Origin of the sequence: Halomonas korlensis, assembly GCF_900116705.1 — a bacterium.
In the GTDB taxonomy this organism is placed as follows: Bacteria; Pseudomonadota; Gammaproteobacteria; order Pseudomonadales; family Halomonadaceae; genus Halomonas; species Halomonas korlensis.
The window spans coordinates 249,963-271,637 of record NZ_FPBP01000004.1 but is presented as its reverse complement, the minus strand read 5'-3'; the positions used below and the strand labels follow the sequence as shown (position 1 = coordinate 271,637).

19 protein-coding genes are annotated in these 21,675 nt (G+C 64.2%); 10 read left to right on the top strand and 9 right to left on the bottom strand.

Annotated features, from left to right (window positions below):
• The first annotated feature begins 28 nt into the window (after window positions 1–28).
• The 4 genes from ald to BM341_RS07865 all read left to right on the top strand — a co-directional run bounded on the left by ald (window position 29) and on the right by BM341_RS07865 (window position 5,353).
• Entirely contained in the window at window positions 29–1,144 is a 1,116-nt protein-coding gene (ald, locus tag BM341_RS07880) for an alanine dehydrogenase (protein ID WP_089794642.1), read from the top strand.
• A 97-nt stretch (window positions 1,145–1,241) separates the two neighbouring features.
• On the top strand, window positions 1,242–2,255 hold the full coding sequence (gene trpS, locus BM341_RS07875; protein ID WP_089794640.1) for a tryptophan--tRNA ligase: 1,014 nt from the start codon (window positions 1,242–1,244) through the stop codon (window positions 2,253–2,255).
• 118 nt (window positions 2,256–2,373) lie between these two features.
• Window positions 2,374–3,579, top strand: coding sequence for a YeeE/YedE family protein (locus tag BM341_RS07870; protein WP_089794638.1), 1,206 nt, complete (start codon window positions 2,374–2,376; stop codon window positions 3,577–3,579).
• A 94-nt stretch (window positions 3,580–3,673) separates the two neighbouring features.
• Window positions 3,674–5,353, top strand: a complete 1,680-nt coding sequence (locus tag BM341_RS07865) for an NAD-dependent malic enzyme (protein WP_089794636.1) — start codon at window positions 3,674–3,676, stop codon at window positions 5,351–5,353.
• Window positions 5,354–5,480: 127 nt separating this feature from the next.
• Here the strand turns inward: BM341_RS07865 and acnA are convergent, their stop codons facing one another.
• On the bottom strand, window positions 5,481–8,225 hold the full coding sequence (acnA, locus tag BM341_RS07860; RefSeq protein WP_089794635.1) for an aconitate hydratase AcnA: 2,745 nt from the start codon (window positions 8,223–8,225) through the stop codon (window positions 5,481–5,483).
• Window positions 8,226–8,446: 221 nt separating this feature from the next.
• On the opposite strand from acnA, the gene BM341_RS07855 reads away from it, so the two are divergent.
• Window positions 8,447–8,656, top strand: coding sequence for a zinc ribbon domain-containing protein (locus BM341_RS07855; RefSeq protein WP_089794633.1), 210 nt, complete (start codon window positions 8,447–8,449; stop codon window positions 8,654–8,656).
• 93 nt (window positions 8,657–8,749) lie between these two features.
• The gene (gene trxB / locus BM341_RS07850; RefSeq protein ID WP_089794631.1) at window positions 8,750–9,700 is read left to right on the top strand and encodes a thioredoxin-disulfide reductase; all 951 of its coding nucleotides are present in this window, start codon (window positions 8,750–8,752) and stop codon (window positions 9,698–9,700) included.
• A 174-nt stretch (window positions 9,701–9,874) separates the two neighbouring features.
• Here trxB and BM341_RS07845 read toward each other — a convergent pair whose 3' ends face one another.
• The gene (locus BM341_RS07845) at window positions 9,875–10,153 is read right to left on the bottom strand and encodes a SlyX family protein (protein WP_175507824.1); all 279 of its coding nucleotides are present in this window, start codon (window positions 10,151–10,153) and stop codon (window positions 9,875–9,877) included.
• A 63-nt stretch (window positions 10,154–10,216) separates the two neighbouring features.
• Here BM341_RS07845 and BM341_RS19645 point away from each other — a divergent pair, with 63 nt between their 5' ends.
• The gene (locus BM341_RS19645; protein ID WP_089794630.1) at window positions 10,217–10,681 is read left to right on the top strand and encodes a cold-shock protein; all 465 of its coding nucleotides are present in this window, start codon (window positions 10,217–10,219) and stop codon (window positions 10,679–10,681) included.
• Window positions 10,682–10,762: 81 nt separating this feature from the next.
• On the opposite strand, the gene BM341_RS07835 is transcribed toward BM341_RS19645, so the two are convergent.
• From BM341_RS07835 to map, 7 genes are all read right to left on the bottom strand, one after another.
• The gene (locus tag BM341_RS07835; RefSeq protein ID WP_089794628.1) at window positions 10,763–11,173 is read right to left on the bottom strand and encodes a hypothetical protein; all 411 of its coding nucleotides are present in this window, start codon (window positions 11,171–11,173) and stop codon (window positions 10,763–10,765) included.
• Between the two features lie 7 nt (window positions 11,174–11,180).
• Window positions 11,181–12,347, bottom strand: coding sequence for a succinyl-diaminopimelate desuccinylase (gene dapE / locus BM341_RS07830; RefSeq protein ID WP_089794626.1), 1,167 nt, complete (start codon window positions 12,345–12,347; stop codon window positions 11,181–11,183).
• Window positions 12,334–13,359: a 2,3,4,5-tetrahydropyridine-2,6-dicarboxylate N-succinyltransferase gene (gene dapD, locus BM341_RS07825; RefSeq protein WP_089794623.1), complete on the bottom strand. Its 1,026-nt coding sequence runs from the start codon at window positions 13,357–13,359 to the stop codon at window positions 12,334–12,336. The genes dapE and dapD overlap by 14 nt, the downstream gene beginning before the upstream one ends.
• A 76-nt stretch (window positions 13,360–13,435) precedes the next feature.
• Entirely contained in the window at window positions 13,436–13,774 is a 339-nt protein-coding gene (locus BM341_RS07820) for a Spx/MgsR family RNA polymerase-binding regulatory protein (protein ID WP_089794621.1), read from the bottom strand.
• Entirely contained in the window at window positions 13,768–15,012 is a 1,245-nt protein-coding gene (gene dapC, locus BM341_RS07815; protein WP_089794619.1) for a succinyldiaminopimelate transaminase, read from the bottom strand. The genes BM341_RS07820 and dapC overlap by 7 nt, the downstream gene beginning before the upstream one ends.
• Before the next feature lie 136 nt (window positions 15,013–15,148).
• Complete coding sequence (locus BM341_RS07810) at window positions 15,149–17,830, bottom strand: [protein-PII] uridylyltransferase (protein WP_089794617.1); 2,682 nt, start codon at window positions 17,828–17,830, stop codon at window positions 15,149–15,151.
• Window positions 17,831–17,839: 9 nt separating this feature from the next.
• Window positions 17,840–18,631, bottom strand: coding sequence for a type I methionyl aminopeptidase (gene map, locus BM341_RS07805; protein ID WP_089794795.1), 792 nt, complete (start codon window positions 18,629–18,631; stop codon window positions 17,840–17,842).
• 310 nt (window positions 18,632–18,941) lie between these two features.
• Between map and rpsB the strand changes: the two genes are divergently transcribed.
• The 3 genes from rpsB to pyrH all read left to right on the top strand — a co-directional run bounded on the left by rpsB (window position 18,942) and on the right by pyrH (window position 21,673).
• Window positions 18,942–19,682 (top strand): 30S ribosomal protein S2, encoded by a 741-nt coding sequence (rpsB, locus tag BM341_RS07800; protein ID WP_089794615.1) that lies wholly within the window; start codon window positions 18,942–18,944, stop codon window positions 19,680–19,682.
• A 189-nt stretch (window positions 19,683–19,871) separates the two neighbouring features.
• Complete coding sequence (tsf, locus tag BM341_RS07795; RefSeq protein WP_089794613.1) at window positions 19,872–20,741, top strand: translation elongation factor Ts; 870 nt, start codon at window positions 19,872–19,874, stop codon at window positions 20,739–20,741.
• Window positions 20,742–20,851: 110 nt separating this feature from the next.
• Window positions 20,852–21,673, top strand: coding sequence for a UMP kinase (pyrH, locus tag BM341_RS07790; protein ID WP_245784211.1), 822 nt, complete (start codon window positions 20,852–20,854; stop codon window positions 21,671–21,673).
• The last annotated feature ends 2 nt before the right edge of the window (window positions 21,674–21,675 follow it).

Below are 21,675 nucleotides of genomic sequence, written 5' to 3'. Positions count from 1 at the left end.
ACCCAATAGCAGTTCACAGGAGGCCGCCATGCAGATCGTCGTACCCAAGGAAATCAAGAATCACGAGTACCGCGTCGCCCTGACACCGACCGGGGTACGTGAACTGGTCGGCCGCGGCCACCAGGTCACCGTCCAGGCCGGGGCCGGCGAAGGCGCCGGCTTTACCGATGCCGACTACGCGTCCGCCGGCGCGGTCCTCGAGGCCGACGTGGCCAGGGTCTGGAGCGGCGCCGAGCTGATCCTCAAGGTCAAGGAGCCCCAGGCGGAGGAAGTCGCGCGGCTGACGTCGGGCCAGACGCTGTTCACCTATTTGCATCTGGCCGCCGAGGAAACGCTCACTCGCGGCCTGATGGAAAGCGGTGCCACCTGCATCGCCTACGAAACCATCACCGATCGCCAGGGCGGCCTGCCGCTGCTCGCGCCGATGAGCACCGTGGCCGGCCGCATGGCCGTGCAGGCGGGTGCCCACAGCCTGGAAAAGGCCCAGGGCGGTGCCGGTGTGCTGTTACCCGGTGTGCCCGGTGTGCCCCCAGCCAAGGTGACGGTCATCGGCGGTGGCGTGGTCGGTGAGAACGCCGCCCGCATGGCGCTGGGCCTGGGCGCCGACGTCACGGTGCTGGACAGGTCGATCCCGCGGCTCGAGACCCTCGATGATCGCTATCTGGGGCGCATGAAGACCGTATTTTCCACCGCTGATGCCATTGAGGAGGCAGTGCGCGACTCCGACCTGATCATCGGCGCCGTGCTGATTCCTGGCGCCGCGGCACCCAAGCTGATCACGCGTGCCATGCTCGCCGACATGAAACCCGGCAGCGTGCTGGTTGACGTGGCCATCGACCAGGGCGGCTGCTTCGAAACCAGCAAGCCGACAACACACGCCGAGCCGACCTATCTCGTTGATGGCATTGTGCATTACTGCGTGGCCAACATGCCCGGCGCCGTGGCGCGCACCTCGACGTTGGCGTTGACCAACGCCACGATGCCCTTCGTCATTACCCTTGCCGACAAGGGCTGGAAGCAGGCCCTGGCCGCTGATCCGCACTTCGCTGCCGGTCTCAACGTCCATGGCGGCAAGGTGACCTACCCGGCAGTGGCAGACGCCTTCGGTCTGGATTGCCTGGACCCGGCCTCGCTGTTGGGATAACCACCGATACCGGTATTGGCTGGCCCGGTCGCCTTGTCCGGGGCTGCGCGGTAAGATGGGGCCATTCGCCAACGCTCAAGTAGAGTCCCATCGCTTCATGACCAAGACACGCGTTCTCACCGGTATCACCACCACCGGCACCCCGCATCTGGGCAACTATGTAGGGGCCATCAAGCCCGCCATCGCGGCGAGCCAGGACCCCAGTGTCCAGTCATACTACTTTCTGGCCGATCTGCATGCGCTGATCAAGTGCCAGGACCCGCGGCGGATACAGGAATCGCGCCTGGAGATCGCCGCGACCTGGCTGGCGCTGGGGTTGGATACCGACAATGCGATCTTCTATCGTCAGTCGGATATCCCCGAAATCCCCGAGCTGACCTGGATGCTGTCCTGTGTCTGTGCCAAGGGGCTGATGAATCGCGCTCATGCCTACAAGGCTGCGGTAGCGGAAAACGAGGCCGCCGGCAATCAGGACCCCGACAAGGGAATCACCATGGGGTTGTTCGGCTACCCGGTGCTGATGGCCGCCGATATCCTGATGTTCAACGCCAACCGGGTACCGGTGGGGCGCGACCAGATCCAGCACATCGAGATGGCGCGCGACATCGCCGGACGCTACAACCACCTGTACAAGGGCCAGTACTTTACGCTGCCCGAAGCGCAAGTGGACGAGAGGGTCGAGGTGTTGAACGGCCTCGACGGGCGCAAGATGTCCAAGAGCTACAACAACACCATCCCGCTGTTCGTTTCCGAGAAGAAGCTCTTGAAACTGGTGCGCAAGATCAAGACCAACTCGCTGGAGCCCGGCGAACCCAAGGATCCCGAGACCTGCACCCTGTTCCAGATTTTCTCGGCCTTCGCGACGGTCGACCAGACCGCCGAGCTGCGCACCGAGTACGCGAACGGTATCGGCTGGGGCGAGGCCAAGAACCGGGTTTTCGAACTGCTCAACGAGCAGCTGCGCGAGCCCCGCGAGCGCTACCAGGCGTTGATGGAGGACCCGGGGCATATCGAACAGGTGTTGCTCAAGGGGGCCGAGCGTGCCCGCGCCGAGGCCGCGCCGTTGATGGAGAGTCTGCGCCACGCGGCGGGGTTGGGTCGATTCGTGTAAGAAGTGAGGGAGTGACGCTACAGGGCGCCTCCGGGCGCCCTGTAAAGTTCTGACGTCTGCCTGGTGCATTATTGCCGGGCTTGCCACGCTGAAGGGATCGAACGAAGGAGGAATCACAATGGCAACTGCAGTCGATGCGCAGCGCCCCCGTCGCATCTCCCTGTTGCTGGGAATAACGATACTGACCGGTGCCCTTGTCGTGGGACTCGCCTTCGAGACTCGCCTGGGTCTTCTGATGCTGGTCGGCGCCGCACTCGGGGTGTCGCTCTACCATGCCGCTTTCGGCTTTACGGGCGCATGGCGAGTCTTCATCAGCGAGCGGCGAGGGCGTGGCCTTCGCGCTCAGATGGTGATGCTGGCCATCGCCGTGGTGCTGTTCTTTCCCGCGCTGGGAGCGGGAAGCCTTTGGGGGCAGAGCGTGTCTGGCTTTGTCGCGCCAATTGGCGTCTCAGTGGTGGTGGGCGCCTTTCTGTTCGGCATCGGCATGCAGCTCGGCGGCGGATGCGCTTCCGGCACTCTGTTCACCGCAGGTGGCGGCAACGCCCGCATGGTAATCACGCTGACCTTCTTCATTGTCGGCTCGCTGATCGGTACCGCCCACTTTTCCTGGTGGATGGAGCGACCAGCCTTTCAACCCGTGTCATTGGTGCAGACGTTTGGAGCCGGTGGCGGTATCGCCATAAGCCTGGGCCTGTTCGGTGCCATCGCCGCATTCACCGTGCTGATGGAGAAGCGCCGTCATGGCCAGTTAGAGGAGGCGCCGCGCTTCGATTTTCGCGACCGGCGCTGGCTCACCGGCCCCTGGCCGCTGCTGCTGGGTGCGGTGGCGCTGGCGCTGCTCAACTTTGCCACCCTGGCGCTGGCCGGCCGCCCCTGGGGCATCACCTCGGGATTCGCCCTGTGGGGCGCCAAGACCTACGCGTTCTTCGGCGGTGACGTCAGCCAGTGGGGTTACTGGCAGAGCGCAAGCAATGCTGCGGCGCTGCAAGCCAGCGTGTGGAGTGATATCACCACGGTAATGAACGTAGGCATTATCCTCGGCGCCATGGTGGCCGCGACGCTGGCCGGGCGCTTCGCGCCGACCCTGCGTATCCCGCTCGGCTCTGTGCTGGCGGCGGTGCTCGGCGGACTGATGCTGGGTTACGGTGCTCGCCTGGCTTTCGGCTGCAATATCGGCGCCTATTTCAGCGGTATTGCCTCGGGCAGCTTGCACGGCTGGGTGTGGTTGATCGCGGGGTTTGCCGGCAACATGCTCGGCGTGCGGCTGCGGCCACTCTTCTTCGACCGCCCTCCTCGCGAGAGGACCCGGGCCAAGGTGAGCTGAGCGGAGCGCTGTGGTGTCCAGCATGCTAGAGTTGACGCCAAGACGCCAAGAAGAGTGTCAATGGCCCGTTCCAGTCACCGCATCGAGACGAGAGATGACCACCGAACAAAAGCGACCCCTCTATATTCCTTACGCCGGTCCCCCATTGCTGGAGATGCCACTGCTCAACAAGGGCAGCGCCTTCTCCCGCGAGGAACGCATCGAATTCAACCTGATCGGGCTGCTGCCACAGAACGTGGAATCGATCGAGGAGCAGGTGGAGCGGGCCTATCGCCAGTACAGCCAGTGTCAGAATGATCTGGACAAGCACATTTACCTGCGCGCCATCCAGGACGACAACGAGACGCTCTACTACCGCCTGGTGACCGAGCACCTCGAAGAGATGCTGCCGATCATCTACACGCCCACGGTGGGCAAGGCGTGCGAAGAATTCTCCAATATCTATCGCAATCATCGGGGGTTGTTCATCAGCTACCCGGACCGCGATCGCATGGACGACATCCTGCGCAGCTCCACCAAGGACAAGGTCAAGGTGATTGTGGTCACCGACGGCGAACGCATCCTGGGGCTTGGTGACCAGGGCATCGGCGGCATGGGCATTCCCATCGGCAAGTTGGCGCTCTATACCGCCTGTGGCGGCATCAGCCCGGCCTATACCCAGCCGATCATGCTCGACGTGGGCACCAACAACCCTGCTCTACTCGACGACCCCATGTACATGGGGTGGCGTCATGAACGCGTCTCCCAGGAGGAGTATGACGCCTTCATGGCCGAATTCATCGCCGCGGTGAAGCGCCGTTGGCCGGGAGTGCTGCTGCAGTTCGAGGACTTCGCCCAGGCCAACGCCCTGCCGCTGCTGGAGCGCTATCGCGACGAGCTGTGCTGCTTCAACGACGACGTCCAGGGGACCGCCTCGGTGGTGGTAGGCACCCTGATGGCGGCCTGCCAGGCTCGTGACGAAGGCATCGGCCAGCAGCGCGTGGTGTTCGTCGGGGCCGGCTCCGCCGGCTGCGGTATTGCCGAGCATGTGGTGGTGGCCATGCAGGCCGAGGGCTTGACCGAGAGAGAGGCGCGCAATCGGATCTTCATGGTGGACCGGGAAGGGCTGGTCACCTCCGAGCAGACCTGGCTGCATAATTTCCAGCGTCGTCTGGCCCATGATCCCGAGCAGGTCGTCAACTGGGAGGGTCAGGCACTGCTGGAAGTGGTGCGCCAGATCAAGCCTACGGTGTTGATCGGCGTCTGCGGCATGCCGGGGATCTTTACCGAGGAAGTGGTTCGCACCATGCATGCCGGTTGCGAGCGGCCGCTGATCATGCCGCTTTCCAACCCCACTTCGCGTGCCGAAGCGGTACCGGCAGATGTGCTTGCCTGGACCGAGGGTCAGGCGCTGGTGGCAACGGGCAGCCCTTTCCAGCCGGTCGTGCATGATGGCTACACCTATCGCATCGCCCAGTGCAATAATTCCTATATCTTTCCGGGCATTGGGCTTGGTGTGGTGGCCAGCGGTGCCCGACGGATCACCGATGCCATGCTGATGTCCGCCTCGCGAGCACTGGCCCGAGAGGCGCCCATCGTCAAGCATGGTGAGGGCGCCCTGTTGCCGACGCTGGGCAATATTCGCGAACTGAGCAAGGTGATTGCCTTCGATGTAGCGGCCCAGGCCCAGCAGGAAGGCATGGCGTTGAAGACGGACGGCACCAAGTTGCGTGCCGCCATCGAGCGCCACAGTTGGACGCCGACTTACCGCCGCTATCGGCGCCGCTCCTTCTAGGCGCTGGCGACGACCCACGAGAGTGTCTCGCGGATTGACGCTCGACCCTCGCTTATAACTTAACACTCGTCCATAAGAAGGCCCTGCCGGTCTCCCGGCAGGGCCTTTCGTTTCAGCGGTGAATGGCTTACGCCGAGCCAATCATGCTGCGCAGCACATAGTGCAGGATGCCGCCATGGCGGTAGTACTCCAGCTCGTTGGCGGTATCGATGCGGCACAGCACCTCGAGCTTTTTCTCGCCCTTGTCGGACGCGATGGTCACCTTGACCTGGCTGCCCGGCGACAGTTCGCTGAGCCCCTCGATGGAGATCCGCTCGTCGCCCGTCAGGCCCAGGGTCTTGCGGTCCTCACCCTCGGGGAATTGCAGCGGCACGACGCCCATGCCGATCAGGTTGGAGCGGTGGATGCGCTCATAGGATTCCGCCAGCACCGCGCGTACGCCCAGTAGGAGGGTGCCCTTGGCGGCCCAGTCACGGGAGGAGCCGGTTCCGTACTCCTTGCCGGCGATCACCACCAACGGCGTGCCTTCCTGCTGATACTGCATGGCGGCATCGTAGATGGGCATCTGCTTGCCGCTGGGTACGTGGCGGGTCTCGCCACCGACGACGCCGTCGAGCATCTCGTTCTTGATGCGCACATTCGCGAAGGTGCCACGCATCATGATCTCGTGGTTACCGCGCCGCGAGCCATAGGAGTTGAAATCCACCGGCTTGACGCCGCGCTCCTGCAGGTAGCGACCGGCGGGGCTGTCGGGCTTGATGGCGCCGGCCGGCGAGATGTGGTCAGTGGTCACCGAGTCAGCGAACATGGCCAGGATGCGCGCGTCCTTGACGTCCTCGATGGCATCCGGCGTCTTGCCCATGCCTTCGAAGAAGGGGGGGTGCTGAATGTAGGTGGACTCCTTGGACCACTGATAGACCTTGCTCTGGGGCACTTCGATGGCCTTCCAGACTTCGTCGCCTTCGAAGACTTCGGCGTACTCCTTGCGGAACATCGCGGTATTGACCTTCTCGACGGCCTCGGCGATCTCGGCCTGTGATGGCCAGATGTCCTGCAGATAGACGGGCTCGCCATCGCTGCCGGTCCCCAGGGGCTCGGCCGTCAGGTCGCAGCGGACATTGCCGGCCAGGGCATAGGCGACGACCAGCGGCGGCGAGGCCAGCCAGTTGGTCTTGGTCAGCGGGTGGACTCGCCCTTCGAAGTTGCGGTTGCCCGAGAGCACCGAGGCGACTGTCAGATCGCCCTTCTCGATGGCGCTCTCGATTGGCTCGTGCAGCGGCCCCGAGTTGCCGATGCAGGTGGTACACCCATAGCCCACCAGGTTGAAGCCGAGGGCGTTGAGATCATCTTGCACGCCGCCTGCGTTGAGGTATTCGGTCACTACCTTGGAGCCCGGCGCCAGGGAGGTCTTGACCCAGGGCTTGGTGGTCAGGCCCTTCTCGCGGGCCTTGCGGGCCAGCAGACCGGCGGCCATCATCACACTGGGGTTGGAGGTATTGGTGCAAGAGGTGATCGCCGCGATCACCACGGCGCCGTGATTCAGCTTGAAGGCTGTGCCATCGATATCCACGTCCTGGGTGTCATCGTCGTCATAGCTGCGCTCCACCCCTACGGCGGTCTGGCCGCCTTCCGACAGCCAGCGGTCCTCTTCGCTGGGGGCTATCTGGTTGCCTTCGTCCTGCATGATCTGTTCGAAGGTGGACTTGATATCCGTCAGCGCCACGCGGTCCTGGGGGCGCTTGGGGCCGGCCATGCTGGCGACCACCTCGTCCATGTCGAGGTGCAGGGTGTCACTGAAGACTGGCTCGGCGCCAGGCTGCCGCCACAGCCCCTGGGCCTTGCAGTAGGCCTCAACCAGGGCGATCTGGGCATCGTCGCGGCCGGTGAGGCGCATGTAGTTGAGGGTTTCGGCGTCGGCCGGGAAGAAGCCGCAAGTGGCGCCGTATTCCGGGGCCATGTTGGCGATGGTGGCCCGGTCGGCCAGCGGCAGGTCGTCGAGGCCGTCGCCGTAGAACTCGACGAACTTGCCGACCACGCCTTTCTGGCGGAGCATCTGGGTGACCGTCAGCACCAGGTCAGTGGCAGTGATGCCTTCGCGCATCTTGCCGGTGAGCTTGAAGCCGATGACTTCAGGGATCAGCATCGAGACCGGCTGGCCGAGCATGGCGGCCTCGGCCTCGATACCGCCCACGCCCCAGCCGAGCACGCCCAGGCCGTTGATCATGGTGGTATGGGAATCGGTGCCGACCAAGGTGTCGGGGTAGGCAAAGGTCTTGCCGTCCTGCTCCTTGGACCACACCGTCTTGCCCAGGTATTCGAGGTTGACCTGGTGACAGATGCCGGTACCGGGTGGCACCACGCGGAAGTTATCGAAAGCCTCCTGACCCCAGCGCAGGAACTCGTAGCGCTCGCGGTTGCGCTCCATCTCGATGGCGACGTTGTCCTTGAACGCAGCGGGGTTGCCGTAATGGTCGACCATCACCGAGTGATCGATCACCAGATCGACCGGAGACAACGGATTGATACGGGCCGGGTCCTCACCAAGTTTCTCCACCGCAGCGCGCATGGAAGCCAGATCGACAACCCCTGGCACCCCGGTGAAGTCCTGCATCAGCACACGTGCCGGGCGGTAGCCGATCTCACGGTCGGAGCGGCCTTGTTCTTGCCAGTCGACCAGCGCCTGCATGTCCTCCAGCGCAACGCTCTCGTCGTCGGCGAAGCGCAGCTGGTTTTCCAGCAGGATCTTAAGGGTCATCGGTAGACGGTCGATGTTGCCGAGCGCCTCGGCGGCCTTGGGTAGGCTGTAGTAGTGGTAGGTCGTGCCGCTGACTTCCAGCGTCTGATGGGTATCCGGTAGGGACTCGGTGCTCATTGCTGTCCTCCTTTCGCATCGCGGGGAGTGATCGAAGCTGCCTGGTGTAATGGTACAGACATGGTCATGATAGTGGTCGATTTCAAGCGACACCGCCATCGCAAGCCTTGAAATGCGCGAATCGGAACACCATATTGCGGCAATGCCGCATTGAGTCATGCGCGAGGGTGGTTGAAGTTGTGGTGTCAGGAAGGACAGAACCGCGGAGGAGCGGGGGACAGATGAACGAAGAACAGCTCGAATCCCGAACGGTACATTGCCCCTATTGCGATGCTCCATTCGACCTGCTGATCGATCTTTCCCAGGGCAGTCATGTGACCTGGGAGGATTGTCACTGGTGCTGCGCGCCGATCCAGATACGCATCGAGATTCCACTGGACGAAGAGCAGCCGGCAGACGTGATGCTGGGCCGTGACGACGACGTGCTCTAGCATCCGCACGACTCGCTTCCCATGCTCCGCTTCACCTATCTCCCCTTTCACCCATGCCCAGCGTGACTCCTTTCATCCAGATAGAGGTACCCCATGAGCGAAACGCGTCACGAACGCCTGATCATTCTCGGCTCAGGCCCAGCGGGTTACTCCGCGGCGGTCTACGCGGCCCGGGCCAACCTGCAGCCGCTGCTGATCACCGGCATCCAGGCCGGAGGACAGCTCACCACTACCACCGATGTGGACAACTGGCCGGGTGACGATGCGGGCGTGCAGGGCCCCGAACTGATGGAGCGAATGAAACGCCATGCCGAGCGTTTCGACACCGAGGTGCTGTTCGACCATATCAGCGAGGTGGAGCTGCGCGGGTCGCCCTTCACGCTCAAGGGCGATGGCGGCACCTACACCTGCGATGCGCTTATCATCGCCACCGGCGCCAGCGCGCGCTACCTGGGGTTGCCCTCCGAGCAGGCCTTCATGGGCCAGGGAGTGTCGGCCTGTGCTACGTGTGACGGATTTTTCTACCGCAACCAGGAGGTCGTGGTAATAGGTGGCGGCAACACCGCCGTGGAGGAAGCGCTTTATCTCTCCAACATTGCTTCCAAGGTGACCCTGGTGCATCGCCGGGACAGCTTGCGCGCCGAGAAGATCCTGCAGGACAAGCTGCTCGAGAAAGCCGAGAACGGCAACGTGGTGCTCGAGTGGAACCAGACCCTCGACGAGGTGCTGGGCGACAATACCGGAGTGACCGGCGTGCGCCTCAAGTCAGTGCAGGACGGCAGCACCAAGGAGCTTGCCGCCCCCGGCGTCTTCATCGCGATCGGCCATAGCCCCAACACTGGTATCTTCGAGGGGCAGCTGGAGATGAGCGGTGGCTATATCCGGGTCAAGTCCGGGCTCGACGGCAACGCCACGGCCACTAGCGTCCCCGGCGTCTTCGCGGCCGGCGACGTGATGGATCACGTCTACCGCCAGGCGATCACTTCGGCCGGCAGTGGCTGCATGGCGGCCCTGGACGCCGAGCGCTATCTGGACGAGCTGTAAGCGCCCTTTGGGCAGCGCCTAGCTGCAAGCGCCTAGCGCCCAGCCGCTCAGTGACGGGCGGCAGGTAACGTGGTCGATGGGGATCCGCTTGACGCCTGAGAGGCAGCAGACATCATCCTGCGGCGCTCGGCGCTCGGCGCTCGGCGCTCGGCGCTCGGCGCTCGGCGCTCGGCGCTAGTAGTGCGGCGGAATCTCATCTTGCGGCCGAGGTCCCTGCGCCTCGGCTTCCTGCATCGCCTGCTGCTGGTCGCGTAGCTTCTCCTGCATCACGCTATTGATGCGCTCCAATGTCGATAGCCGCTTCTGCTGGCTGACCACGGCCTCGTCCAGGGTGTCGAGCCAGCGCTCCTGATAGGCGATACGGCTTTCCAATGCCTCCAAGCGGCGGGATAGCACGGCGGGCGTGTTTTCGTCGTCCGTGATAGAATTCTCGTGCTGTGTGTCACCGTTCATCGTGGCACCTCCATTGAGGGGTCATTCCTTACGTTCACTACTATCAGAGAGTCTGTCAGCTCCATGAATCGAAAGGTCGTAATTCGTTGTAGTCTTATCAGTCTGCTGCTGGCCGTGCCGGCACCCCTGTTGATCGCGCTGTTCGTTCATCTCACCGGTGGCACGCTGTCTCGAGAGCTCTTCGCCAGCCTCGAGGCCGGCGGTGTCGCGGTGGTCTATCTCGCCGTGGTCCTGGCGGTTTTTGCCCTGCTGCTGATCGCGACCCTGGCGGTCAATGCGCTCACGCCGCAGTTGGTCAATCTGGCCGAGGTCGAGGACGATGACCGCGAGATCGGCGAGGTCAAGTGGTTCAATGTCAACAAGGGGTATGGTTTCATCACGCGCGACAGCGGCGAGGACGTCTTCGTCCACTTCCGTGCCATTCGCGGGCGTGGCCACCGTACCCTGGCCGAAGGCCAGAAGGTCCGCTACCACACCATCGAGAACGAGAGAGGCCTGCAAGCCGACGACGTCACCGTCATCACCTAAGCTAGGAAAGCGGCTGCGCCGCTGATGACAGCGCCCCGCACCTGCGGGGCGCTGTCGTTTCGAGGCCCTTGGGCCCCGGCGTCAATGCCCCGAGTCGGGCCAGATGAACTCTTCCTCTCGACCGTCGCTGCAGACCCGCAGGAACTGATCCGGATCATCGCCTGGCTGCCAGCTACCCAGCGAACAGCGAACTTCGCAGCCGAGATGAGCCGCGGCGGCGCGGGCACAGGCGCGATCGGTCTCCCAGGGCGTGTGGGGGCTGTCGAACCACAGGCTGGCGTATCCGTCGGCGGCCTTTTCCACCAGCAGCACCGGAATATCATCGTGGTCGAAACGGCCGCGTGTGCGCCACTGGTGCTTGCCGGAAGGCGCCAACGGGTCGGCCTGGATCGCCGTGCGAAGCCAGTCATCCAGGTCATCAATGGAAGCCTTGGCCAGGTAGATCTCAATATCGGGGTAGCGACTTTCGTCAGCAGGGTGGTCGGTGGTCATGATGGCCTCAGGGCTGGGCGGTGCCGTTGACGAAGAGTCTGGCGAGAATCGCCTCATAGACCCGGCTCAGGTCGTCGAGGTCGGCGGCGCGTACGCACTCGTTGACCTTGTGGATGGTGGCGTTGCGCGGACCCAGTTCGACCACCTGGCTGCCCAGGCTGGCGATGAAGCGACCATCGGAGGTGCCGCCGGAGGTCGACAGCGCGGGGCGATGGCCGAGTATCGCTTCCACGCCGGCCACCGCGGCATCGATCAGCTCGCCCTCGGCGGTCAGGAACGGGTCGCCGTTGAGCGTCCAGTCGAGCTGGTACGTCAGGCCGTGGGCGTTGAGCAGGGCCTCGGTGCGCTCCTGCAGGCGTTCATGGGTCACGGCGGTGGAGAAGCGAAAGTTGAAAACCACTTCCACGTCGCCGGGGATCACGTTGGTGGCGCCGGTGCCGGCGCGGATGTTGGAGATCTGGAAGCTGGTGGCCGGGAAGAAGGCGTTTCCCGTGTCCCAGGGCTCGCGCACCAGGGCGTCGAGGGCCGGCATCGCCTGGTGGATGGGATTGCGCGCCAGGTGCGGATAGGCCACGTGGCCCTGCACGCCCTTGATGTGCAGCACGCCGCCGAGCGACCCGCGCCGGCCGTTCTTGATCACGTCGCCCAGGTGGTCGGTGGAAGACGGCTCGCCGACGATGCAGTAATCGAGGCGCTCATGGGCCTCGCGCAGGTGCTCGACGACGGCGCGGGTGCCATCGACCGCCGGGCCCTCCTCGTCGGAAGTGATCAGAAAGGCGATCCGCCCATGATGGTCCGGGTGGGCGGCGACGAAGCGCTCTACTGCGGTGACCATGGCGGCCAGGCTGCCCTTCATGTCGGCGGCGCCGCGGCCGCGCAGCATGCCCGCATCATCGATGCAGGGTTCGAAGGGCGGCGTGTCCCAGTGCACATGGGGGCCGCTGGGCACCACGTCGGTGTGGCCGGCGAAGGCCAGCACGGGGCCGTGGTGGCCGCGCGTGGCCCAGAAGTTTTCTACGTCGCCGAAGGGCAGGCGTTCGACATGAAAGCCGATGGCCTCGAGCCGCTCGATCATCAGTGCCTGACAGCCCATGTCGTCCGGGGTGACCGACGGGCGGCTCAGTAGGTCGATGGCCAGTGCCAGGGTCGGGGACCGTGCCTCAGTTGTGGGCATGCAGCGCCTCGTTGAGGGCAATGGCACTCTTGTTGGTCAGGCATTCGATGCGGCCATTGACCGAGTTGCGACGCAGCAGCAGGTCGTCCTGCCCGGCCAGCTCGCGGGCCGCCACGGCCTTGACCTCCTGGCCCTGGTCGTCGAGCAGGGTGACCTTGGCGCCGGCGGTGATATAGAGCCCGGCCTCGACGGTGCAGCGATCGCCCAGCGGAATGCCGATGCCGGCGTTGGCCCCGATCAGGCAGCCCTCACCGACCTTGATGACGATGTTGCCACCGCCGGAGAGCGTGCCCATGGTCGAGCAGCCGCCGCCGAGATCCGAGCCCTTGCCGACCATCACGCCGGCGGAGATGCGCCCCTCGATCATGCCCGGGCCTTCGGTGCCGGCGTTAAAGTTGACGAAGCCCTCGTGCATCACCGTGGTGCCCTCGCCCAGGTAGGCGCCCAGGCGTACCCGTGCGGTGTCGCCGATGCGTATACCGACCGGAACCACGTAGTCGGTCATCTTGGGGAACTTGTCGACGCAATCCACCGACAGCGGACGGCCCTCGAGGCGCGCCTTGAGGCGCCGAGCCGGCAGCTCCTCGATGTCGATCGGGCCTTCGCTGGACCAAGCGATGTTGCGCAGCAGGCCGAACATCCCGGTAAGATCGACGCCGTGCGGCTTGACCAGGCGGTGAGAGAGCAGGTGCAGCTTGAGATAGACCTCGGGTGCGCTCTGGGGCGGCTGGTCGTCGGCCAGGAACATGGCCACCAGCGGGCGCTTGCTCGCGGCGAGGGCCTCGGCCAGTTCGGCCTGTTCGGGGTGTCCGGCATCGCGCAGGGCGCTGGCCAGTTCGCTGCAGTGTTCGGGCAAAAAGCTCACCGCCGCGTTGCCGGCCGGGGCGTCCACGACCCTGCCGGCGGCCTCGACCAAGCCGGCATCGGGATGCAGCAGCGGCGCCGGGTAATAGATCTCGAGCCAGTCGCCCTGGGTGTTCTGTGTGCCGATGCCGAGTGCAAAGCTGAGCATGGGATAGTCCTCTTTTTCTAAATGAAAGATGGGAGCACGGAAACGCGATAAGTCGTGTCGTTGGCGCAGACGCCCGTTAGAGGCGGCCGTAATCGCCGTTGCGATAGCCCACAAGAATCTCCTCGCCGGTGTCGAGCAGCGGGCGCTTGAGCAGTGTCGGGTGGGCCTGCATCAGCGCGCGGGCCTTGTTGGCGTCGACGTTGGCCTTGTCGTCGTCATCGAGCTCCCGCCAGGTGGTGCTGCGCTTGTTGAGCAGCGTCATCACCGGGACCCGTTCCAGGATGTGCTCGAGAAGCGAGGCCGACAGGCCATCCTCGCGCAGGTCATAGGCCTGGTAGGGCAGGCCCTTGTCGTCCAGGGCGCGGCGCGCACGGCGGCAGGTGTCGCAGTTCTTGATCACATAAAGCGTCAACATGCTGAGCCCCTCTCGATGAAATTCTCGATGAAGCGGCGAATCCGTTGGGCGGCCTCCCGGGTCGCTGCCGTTTCGGCCACCAGCGCCAGGCGGACCCTGCCGGCCCCAGGGTTGGTGCCGTCCTGCCCGGGGCGCCCCATCCCGTCGTCGGAAGCGGGACGTCCCATATAGCTGCCGGGCAGTACGCTAACGTTTTGCTCGGCGTAAAGCGCGCGGGCAAACGCTTCGTCGTCGCCGCCCGGCACCGCCGGCCACAGATAGAAGCTCGCCTCTGGGGCGGGAAAAGACATGACCGGGGCAAGAATGTCGGTCACCGCGGCGAAGGTCTCGCGGTAGGCGTCGCGGTTGGCGCGCACATGGGCCTCGTCGCTCCAGGCGGTGATCGAGGCGTGCTGAATCGGCAACGACATGGCGCAGCCGTGGTAGGTGCGGTAGCGCTTGAACGCGGCGATCAGCGCAGCATCACCGGCGACGAAGCCGGAGCGCAGCCCCGGCAGGTTGGAGCGCTTGGACAGCGAGTGAAACACCAGGCAGCGCCGATAGTCGTGGCGGCCCAGACGTGCGCACGCCTCCAGCAGGCCCGGCGGGGGGGCGGCCTCGTCCAGGTAGAGCTCGGAATAGCACTCGTCGGAGGCGATCAGAAAATCGTGCTCGTCGGCAAGGGCGATCAGCCGCTCGAACTCGGAAAGCGGCGTCACCGCCCCGGTGGGGTTGCCCGGCGAACACACGAAAACGATCTGTACCTCGCGCCAGGTCGCGGCGGGGACCGCCTCGATATCCGCGCGAAAACCGGTCTCGGCGCGACAGTCGAGATAGAGCGGCTGGCCGCCGGCAAGCAGCGTCGCCCCCTCGTAGATCTGGTAGAAGGGGTTGGGCACGGCGACTTTCGCCGGTCGGCTACGGTCCAGCGCGGCCTGCACGAAGGCGAAGATCGCCTCGCGCGTGCCGTTGACAGGCAGCACCTGCGTTGCCGGGTCGAGGTCGCCAAGGCCGAATCGCCGGGTCGCCCAGGCGGCGATGGCGCCACGGAGCTCCGCCGTGCCGGCGGTGGCCGGGTAGCGCGCCATGCCATGGCGATGGGCCACCAGTGTGTCGAGCGCCGCCTCGAAGGGCGCGTGCTGCGGCTCGCCGATAGTCAACGGAATGTGCGACAGGTGCCCCGGCGGCGTCACGCCGGCCTTCAGCGCCGCGAGTTTCTCGAAGGGATAGGGCTTGAGGGCGTCGAGGTCCGGGTTCATGGGGGGTCCAGGGGCGCCGGGTCGGCGTCGTTGTCGTTGGAAAGCCTTGGAAAGGCGTGCGTGTGGGCAGGGGCCGATTATAGGCAAGCCCCGGCGACGCCTCAAACTCAGGCTCGTCGCCGGGTCCCGGCAAGACTCAGCCGGACACGTCGAGCATCTCGATGAGACGCTCACGCAAGCGCTGCTGGCGCTGCGGGTCGGTCAGCGGCACGCCGGTCTTGTCGGTGATGAAGAAGACGTCTTCGACCCGCTCGCCCAGGGTGGCGATCTTGGCCGCCGACAGCGCGATGTCCTGCTCCATGAAGATGCGCCCCACCCGGGCCAGCAGGCCGGGACGGTCAGGGGCGGTGAGCTCGAGCATGGTGCGCTCGTTGGCCGGGTCCTGTTCGATGGTCACCTCGGTCGCCACCCGGAAGTGCTTGAGCTGGCGCGGGGTGTGGCGGGTGACGATCTGCGGGTAGTCGTCGGGGTCGTCGAGCTCCTCGACCAGATGGCGACGGATGTCCTCGATGCGTGCGGGGTCGCGGATCGCCATGCCCTGCTCGTCGAGCACGATGAAGGTGTTCAGGGTGCGATCGTTGCTCGACGTGGCGATGCGGGCATCGTGGATGGAGAGGCCCAGTTGTTCCATGGCCGCCGAGGTGGCGGCGAACAGGTCGTCCACCGAGCGCGTGTGAATGAAGACCTTGGTGCCGCCCTCGGTCATGTCGTCGGTGGGGGCGCTGATCAGGATCAGCGGTAACTCGTTGTCCTCGTGGGCAAGAATACCCTGGGTCTGCCAGACGATCTCGCTGGGAGCGTACTGCAGAAAATACTCCTCGCCGAGCAACTCCCAGAGCCGGTCGACACGCGCCATGTCGGCGCCGATGGTCGCCAGCAGCGAATGGGCCTCGCTGCGGGTTTCCTGCACCCAGTCGTCGCGCTCCAGAGGGTTTTCCAGGCCACGACGCAGCGCTCGCTTGGTCTCGCTGTGCAGCTGGCGCATCAGCGTGGCCCGCCAGCCGTTCCACAGGGTCGGATTGGTGGCGTTGATGTCGGCCACCGTCAGCACGTAGAGATAGTCCAGGCGCGTCTCGTCGCCCACCAGGCGGGCGAAGTCGGCGATCACGTCGGGGTCGGTGATGTCGCGTTTCTGAGCGATCATCGACATCGAGAGATGGTGCCAGACCAGCCAGCTGACCAGGCGGGTATCGCGGCTCGACAGGCCGTGTCGCTCGGCGAAGGCCTCGACGTCCCGCGCGCCGATCTCGGAATGATCGCCACCGCGTCCCTTGCCGATATCATGGAAAAGGCCGGCGATCCACAGCAATTCCAGCTTGGGCAGTTGATGGATCAGCGTGGCGGCCACCGGATAGACCTCGCGCCCTTCGGGCCCGCGAAAACACTGGATGAACTTGAGCAGTCGCAGGGTGTGGGCGTCGACGGTGTAGATATGAAACAGGTCGTGCTGCATCAGGCCCACGGCACGGCCGAACTCGGGCAGGTACTTGCCGAGCACGCCATAGCGGTTCATGCGCCGCAACTGGCGCGGCACGTTGCCGCCCGAGCGCAGCAGGGCCATGAAGAGACTCTGGTGGCGCAGGTCGTCGCGGTACAGGTCATCGATCTGATGGCGATGATCGCGAATCAGGCGAATGGTGTCGGCGCGCACCCCCTCGATCTCGGGATGCTCGGCCATCAGCAGGAACAGCTCGAGCAGGGCGGAGGGTCGGTCGCGGAAGACGCTGCGGCGCCTGGCCTGGATATAGCCGCCCTTGATCTCGAAGCGCTCGTTGAGTTCGGTTGTCGCGAGTTTCTCGCCCGAGTGGAGGATTGCCTCGTCGAAATGCTGAAGCAGCATGTCGTTGAGGCCGGCCAGGGCGGTCACATGACGATAGTAACGCTTCATGAACTGCTCGACGGCAAGCCGTTCCGGCGTGTCGCGATAGCCGAACAGCTCGGCGATAGTGTTCTGGTGGTCGAACTGCAGGCGGTCCTCGGCACGGCCGGTCAGCATGTGCAGGGCGTAGCGCACCTGCCACAGGAAGGCCTGGCCTTGGCTCAATATCTGGAGCTCGGCATCGTTCATGAAGCCGTTGGCGACGATGTCCTCGTAGCGCTCGGTGCCGAAGTGTCGCTTGGCCACCCAGCCGATCATCTGGATGTCGCGCAGGCCTCCCGGGGAGCTCTTGATGTTGGGCTCGAGGTGGTACTCGGAATTATTGTACCGATAGTGGCGCCGAATCTGCTCCTGCCACTTGGCCTCGAAGAAACGATCGGCGGGCCATAAGCGCTCGGTGGACAGTTGCGCCTGCATGGCGTCGCGCAGCCGCTCCGGGCCCGCCAGGGTGCGAGATTCCTGGAGGTTGGTGATGACGGTGACGTCGGCCTCGGCTTCGCGCACGCAATCGGTGAGCGAGCGCACGCTATGGCCGATCTCCAGTCCGATATCCCACAGGAAGGTGATAAAGGCGGTCAGTGGTTCCCGGTACGGTGTGTCGTCATCCTTCTCAAGCAGCAGCAGCAGGTCGACATCCGAGTGAGGATGCAGTTCGCCGCGGCCATAGCCGCCCACGGCGAGGAGTGCCACGCCATCATCGGGCCAGGTGTGCTGCTCCCAGGCGACCGCCAGCAGTCGATCCAGACACCAGGCGCGGCCGTGCACCAGGTCGCGGATATCGGCGCCGGCGCGGAAGCGTTCGTCCAGGCGGCTCTGGATCTCGCGCAGCGCTGTCTTGAAGGGGGCGATGGGTGAACGGCTGCCGGTGAGCTCACTGCGAAAGCGGTCGACGTCGAACAGCGACTCGTCAGGGGCGAAGCGATAGTGATGCAGCAGCATGGAATCGACTCAGCGTTCGAGGAAGGAGAGGTCTTCCTCGCCACGAGCGGTGAGGACCTCCACACCGGATTCGGTCACCAGCAGAGTGTGTTCCCACTGGGCGGACAGGCTCTTGTCTCGGGTCACCGCGGTCCAGCCATCGCGCAATACCTTGGTCTTGTGCGAGCCCACATTGATCATCGGCTCGATGGTGAAGCACATGCCGGCCGCAAGCGCGATATCGGCCTCGGGGGCATAGCCGTCGTAGTGAAGCACCTGGGGGTCTTCATGAAAGCCGGCGCCGATCCCGTGGCCGCAGAAATCGCGGACCACCGAATAGCCGTTGGCTTCGGCATGTTGCTGGATGGCCCGGGCGAGCTCGGAAAGGCGTGCGCCTGGCTTGACCAGCGCGATGCTGCGATACAGGCACTCCTGGGTAACACGGCAGAGCCGTTCGCCCTGAATGGTCTCGCCGATCACGAACATCATGCTCGAGTCGCCATGGTAGCCATCGGCCGTCCTGACGGTAATGTCGATGTTCATGATGTCGCCATTCTTGAGTTGCTTGGCATCGTCGGGGATGCCGTGGCAGACCACGCGATTGATCGAGGTACAGATCGACTTGGGAAAGCCATGATAGTCCAGCGGTGCCGGCGTGGAGCCCAGCTCATTGACGATGTAGTCGTGGCACAGGCGGTCGAGCTTGCCGGTGCTGACCCCGGCCTGGACGTGAGGGGTCAGCATTTCCAGCACGCTGGCGGCCTGGCGGCCCGCCTCGCGCATCTTGTCGATTTCGTCGGGCGTCTTGATGGGTACGTTCATGGAATCTCGGGTCAGGGTGGGGTCGCCGGGTTGACCGCAGGGTGATGCGGCATAGGCGACTTCATCTGGGAGTCGATCTATGGTATAAAGCTGCGCGCTTTCCTGCAATCGCTGTGCCCGATCGTGACATGTGCTCATCCGGTCCACGGCGGCGGCAAAGGCGCGCGAGACCACGACAACGTGTTGAAGCAACAGCAACGCCTTGAAATCACACATGCACCGTCACATGGTCCCGGGTGCTGTCGGTTGGTCCCGGCGGTCGGATCCATGGGGTGCGTGGAGGCCTAACCCGATTTTCCAGGAGTCATCCATGGCACACGTCAATATGCGTGACCTGCTGAAGGCAGGCGCTCACTTCGGTCACCAGACCAAGTACTGGAACCCGAAGATGAGCAAGTTCATCTTCGGCGCCCGCAACAAGATCCACATCATCAACCTCGAGCACACCCTGCCGGCCCTCAATGAGGCCATCGAGGTGGTCGAGAAGATGGCAGCAGCCAACAACAAGATCATGTTCGTTGGCACCAAGCGCAGCGCCAGCAAGATCATCAAGGAAGAGGCAAGCCGCGTGAGCATGCCCTTCGTCAATCATCGCTGGCTCGGCGGCATGCTGACCAACTACAAGACCATCCGCGTTTCCATCAAGCGTCTGCGCGAACTCGAGGCCATGCACGAAGACGGCACCTTCGAGAAGCTGACCAAGAAGGAAGTGCTGATGGCGACCCGCGAGCAGGACAAGCTCGAGCGCAGCGTCGGTGGTATCAAGGAAATGGGCGGCCTGCCCGATGCGCTGTTCGTCATCGACGTCGATCACGAGCGCATCGCCATCAACGAGGCCAACAAGCTGGGCATCCCGGTGATTGGTGTGGTTGATACCAACTCCGACCCGGACGGCGTCGACTACGTGATCCCCGGTAACGATGACTCCATTCGTGCTATCCAGATCTATGTCAAGGCCGTTGCCGACGCCTGTGCTCGCTCGAAGGAAGGACGTCCCGACGAGTTCGTCGAAGTCACCGAAGAAAGCGAAAGCAATACTGCTGCCGAGTAATCGTGGCGCGTCTGGCCGGCCGCCAGTGATGGTGTCGGAAAGACGAGAAGGGGGCCGCGGCCCCCTTTTTACTCAGAACTTGCAGCTCAGAACTTGCAGCTTAGACATCGTTTCTCAGATTTCGCCGAACTCGCTGGCATCGGCGGGTTCGGAATACAATTCAGGCAGAACTATACAGAGGTGAAACCCATGGCAGCTATCAGCGCCTCCCAGGTCAAGGAACTGCGCGAGCGTACCGGGCTCGGCATGATGGAATGCAAGAAGGCCCTCACCGAAACCGATGGTGACATCGAGGTCGCCATCGAGAACCTGCGCAAGAGCTCAGGCCTCAAGGCCGCCAAGAAGGCCGGTCGTACCGCCGCCGAGGGCGCCGTGGTCACGCGTGTGGCCGAGGACGGCAGCCTGGGCGTCATGGTCGAGATCAACTCCGAGACCGACTTCGTCGCGCGTGACGACAACTTCAAGGCCTTCGCCGAGAAGATTGCCGACGCCTTCTTCGCCGCCAGGAGCGAGGATGTGGCCGCCGTCATGGAAGGCGACCTCGAGACCGCTCGCGAGCAGCTGGTGCAGAAGATCGGCGAGAACATCGGCGTGCGTCGTTGCGCCGTGATCGAGGCCGGTGAAGGCAATCGGGTCGGTGAATACGTCCATGGCGGTCGCATTGGTGTGCTGACGGTGCTCAAGGGCGGTACCGCCGAAGTCGCCAAGGATGTCGCCATGCACGTCGCCGCGATCAATCCCTCGGTCGCGCATCCGGCCGACATGCCCCAGGAAGCGTTGGATCAGGAAAAGGCCATCATCCTGGCGCAGCCCGACATGGCCGGCAAGCCCGAGCAGATCGCCGAGAAGATGGTGCAGGGTCGGCTAAAGAAGTACCTGGCTGAGAACAGCCTGACCGAGCAGCCCTTCGTCAAGGATCCGAACCAGAGCGTGGCCGAGTACGTCAAGGCGGCCGGTGGCGAGGTGATCGGTTTCACTCGCTTCGAGGTCGGCGAAGGCATCGAGAAGGAAGAGGTTGATTTTGCCCAGGAAGTGATGGAACAGGCCAAGCGTAGCTGAGGTCATAGGTTCCGTTCGTGGATGGCGTGCGCTCCCGCGCACGCCTTCGCGTATCCGGCTGGTGGACCCGTCGGACCCCCTTCCACCGTTGACGATCCAGGAGACATGCCATGCCCAACGCCGATCAGGATGATGCCCCGATCGCGAGCCCTCGCGAAGCCGCTCGTCCCGCCACCCCGCTCGCCGATCCCTCCCGCCTCGAGAAGACCCGCCCCGACAAGTCCAAGTACAAGCGTATCCTCCTGAAGCTGTCGGGTGAGGCGCTCACCGGTGATGCCGACTTCGGTATCGATCCCAAGGTGCTCGATCGCATGGCCCTGGAAATTGGCCAGCTGGTGGGCATCGGGGTGCAGGTGGGAATCGTGGTTGGCGGCGGCAACCTGTTTCGTGGCGCGGCGCTGCACGAGGCCGGGATGGATCGGGTCACCGGCGACCACATGGGCATGCTGGCCACGGTGATGAACGCGCTGGCCATGCGCGATGCCCTGGAGCGCTCCAATATTCGCTCGCGTGTCATGTCGGCCATCCCCATGAGCGGGGTGGTGGAACACTATGACCGGCGTACCGCGATTCGCTACCTGACTTCCGGTGACGTGGTACTGTTCTCCGCCGGCACCGGCAATCCCTTCTTTACGACCGACTCGGCCGCTTGCCTGCGCGGCATCGAGATTGATGCCGATGTGGTGGTCAAGGCCACCAAGGTAGATGGGGTCTACAACAAGGATCCCGTCAAGTTTCCCGATGCCATCAAGTACCATCGACTGAGCTACGACGATGCGCTTGAACAGAAGCTCGGCGTGATGGATTTGACCGCCATCTGCCTGGTGCGGGACCATGAGATGCCGGTACGGGTCTTCAACATGAACAAGCCCGGCGCCCTGCTCAATCTTGTGATGGGCGGCGAGGAAGGCACGCTGATAGACAGAGGTTGACA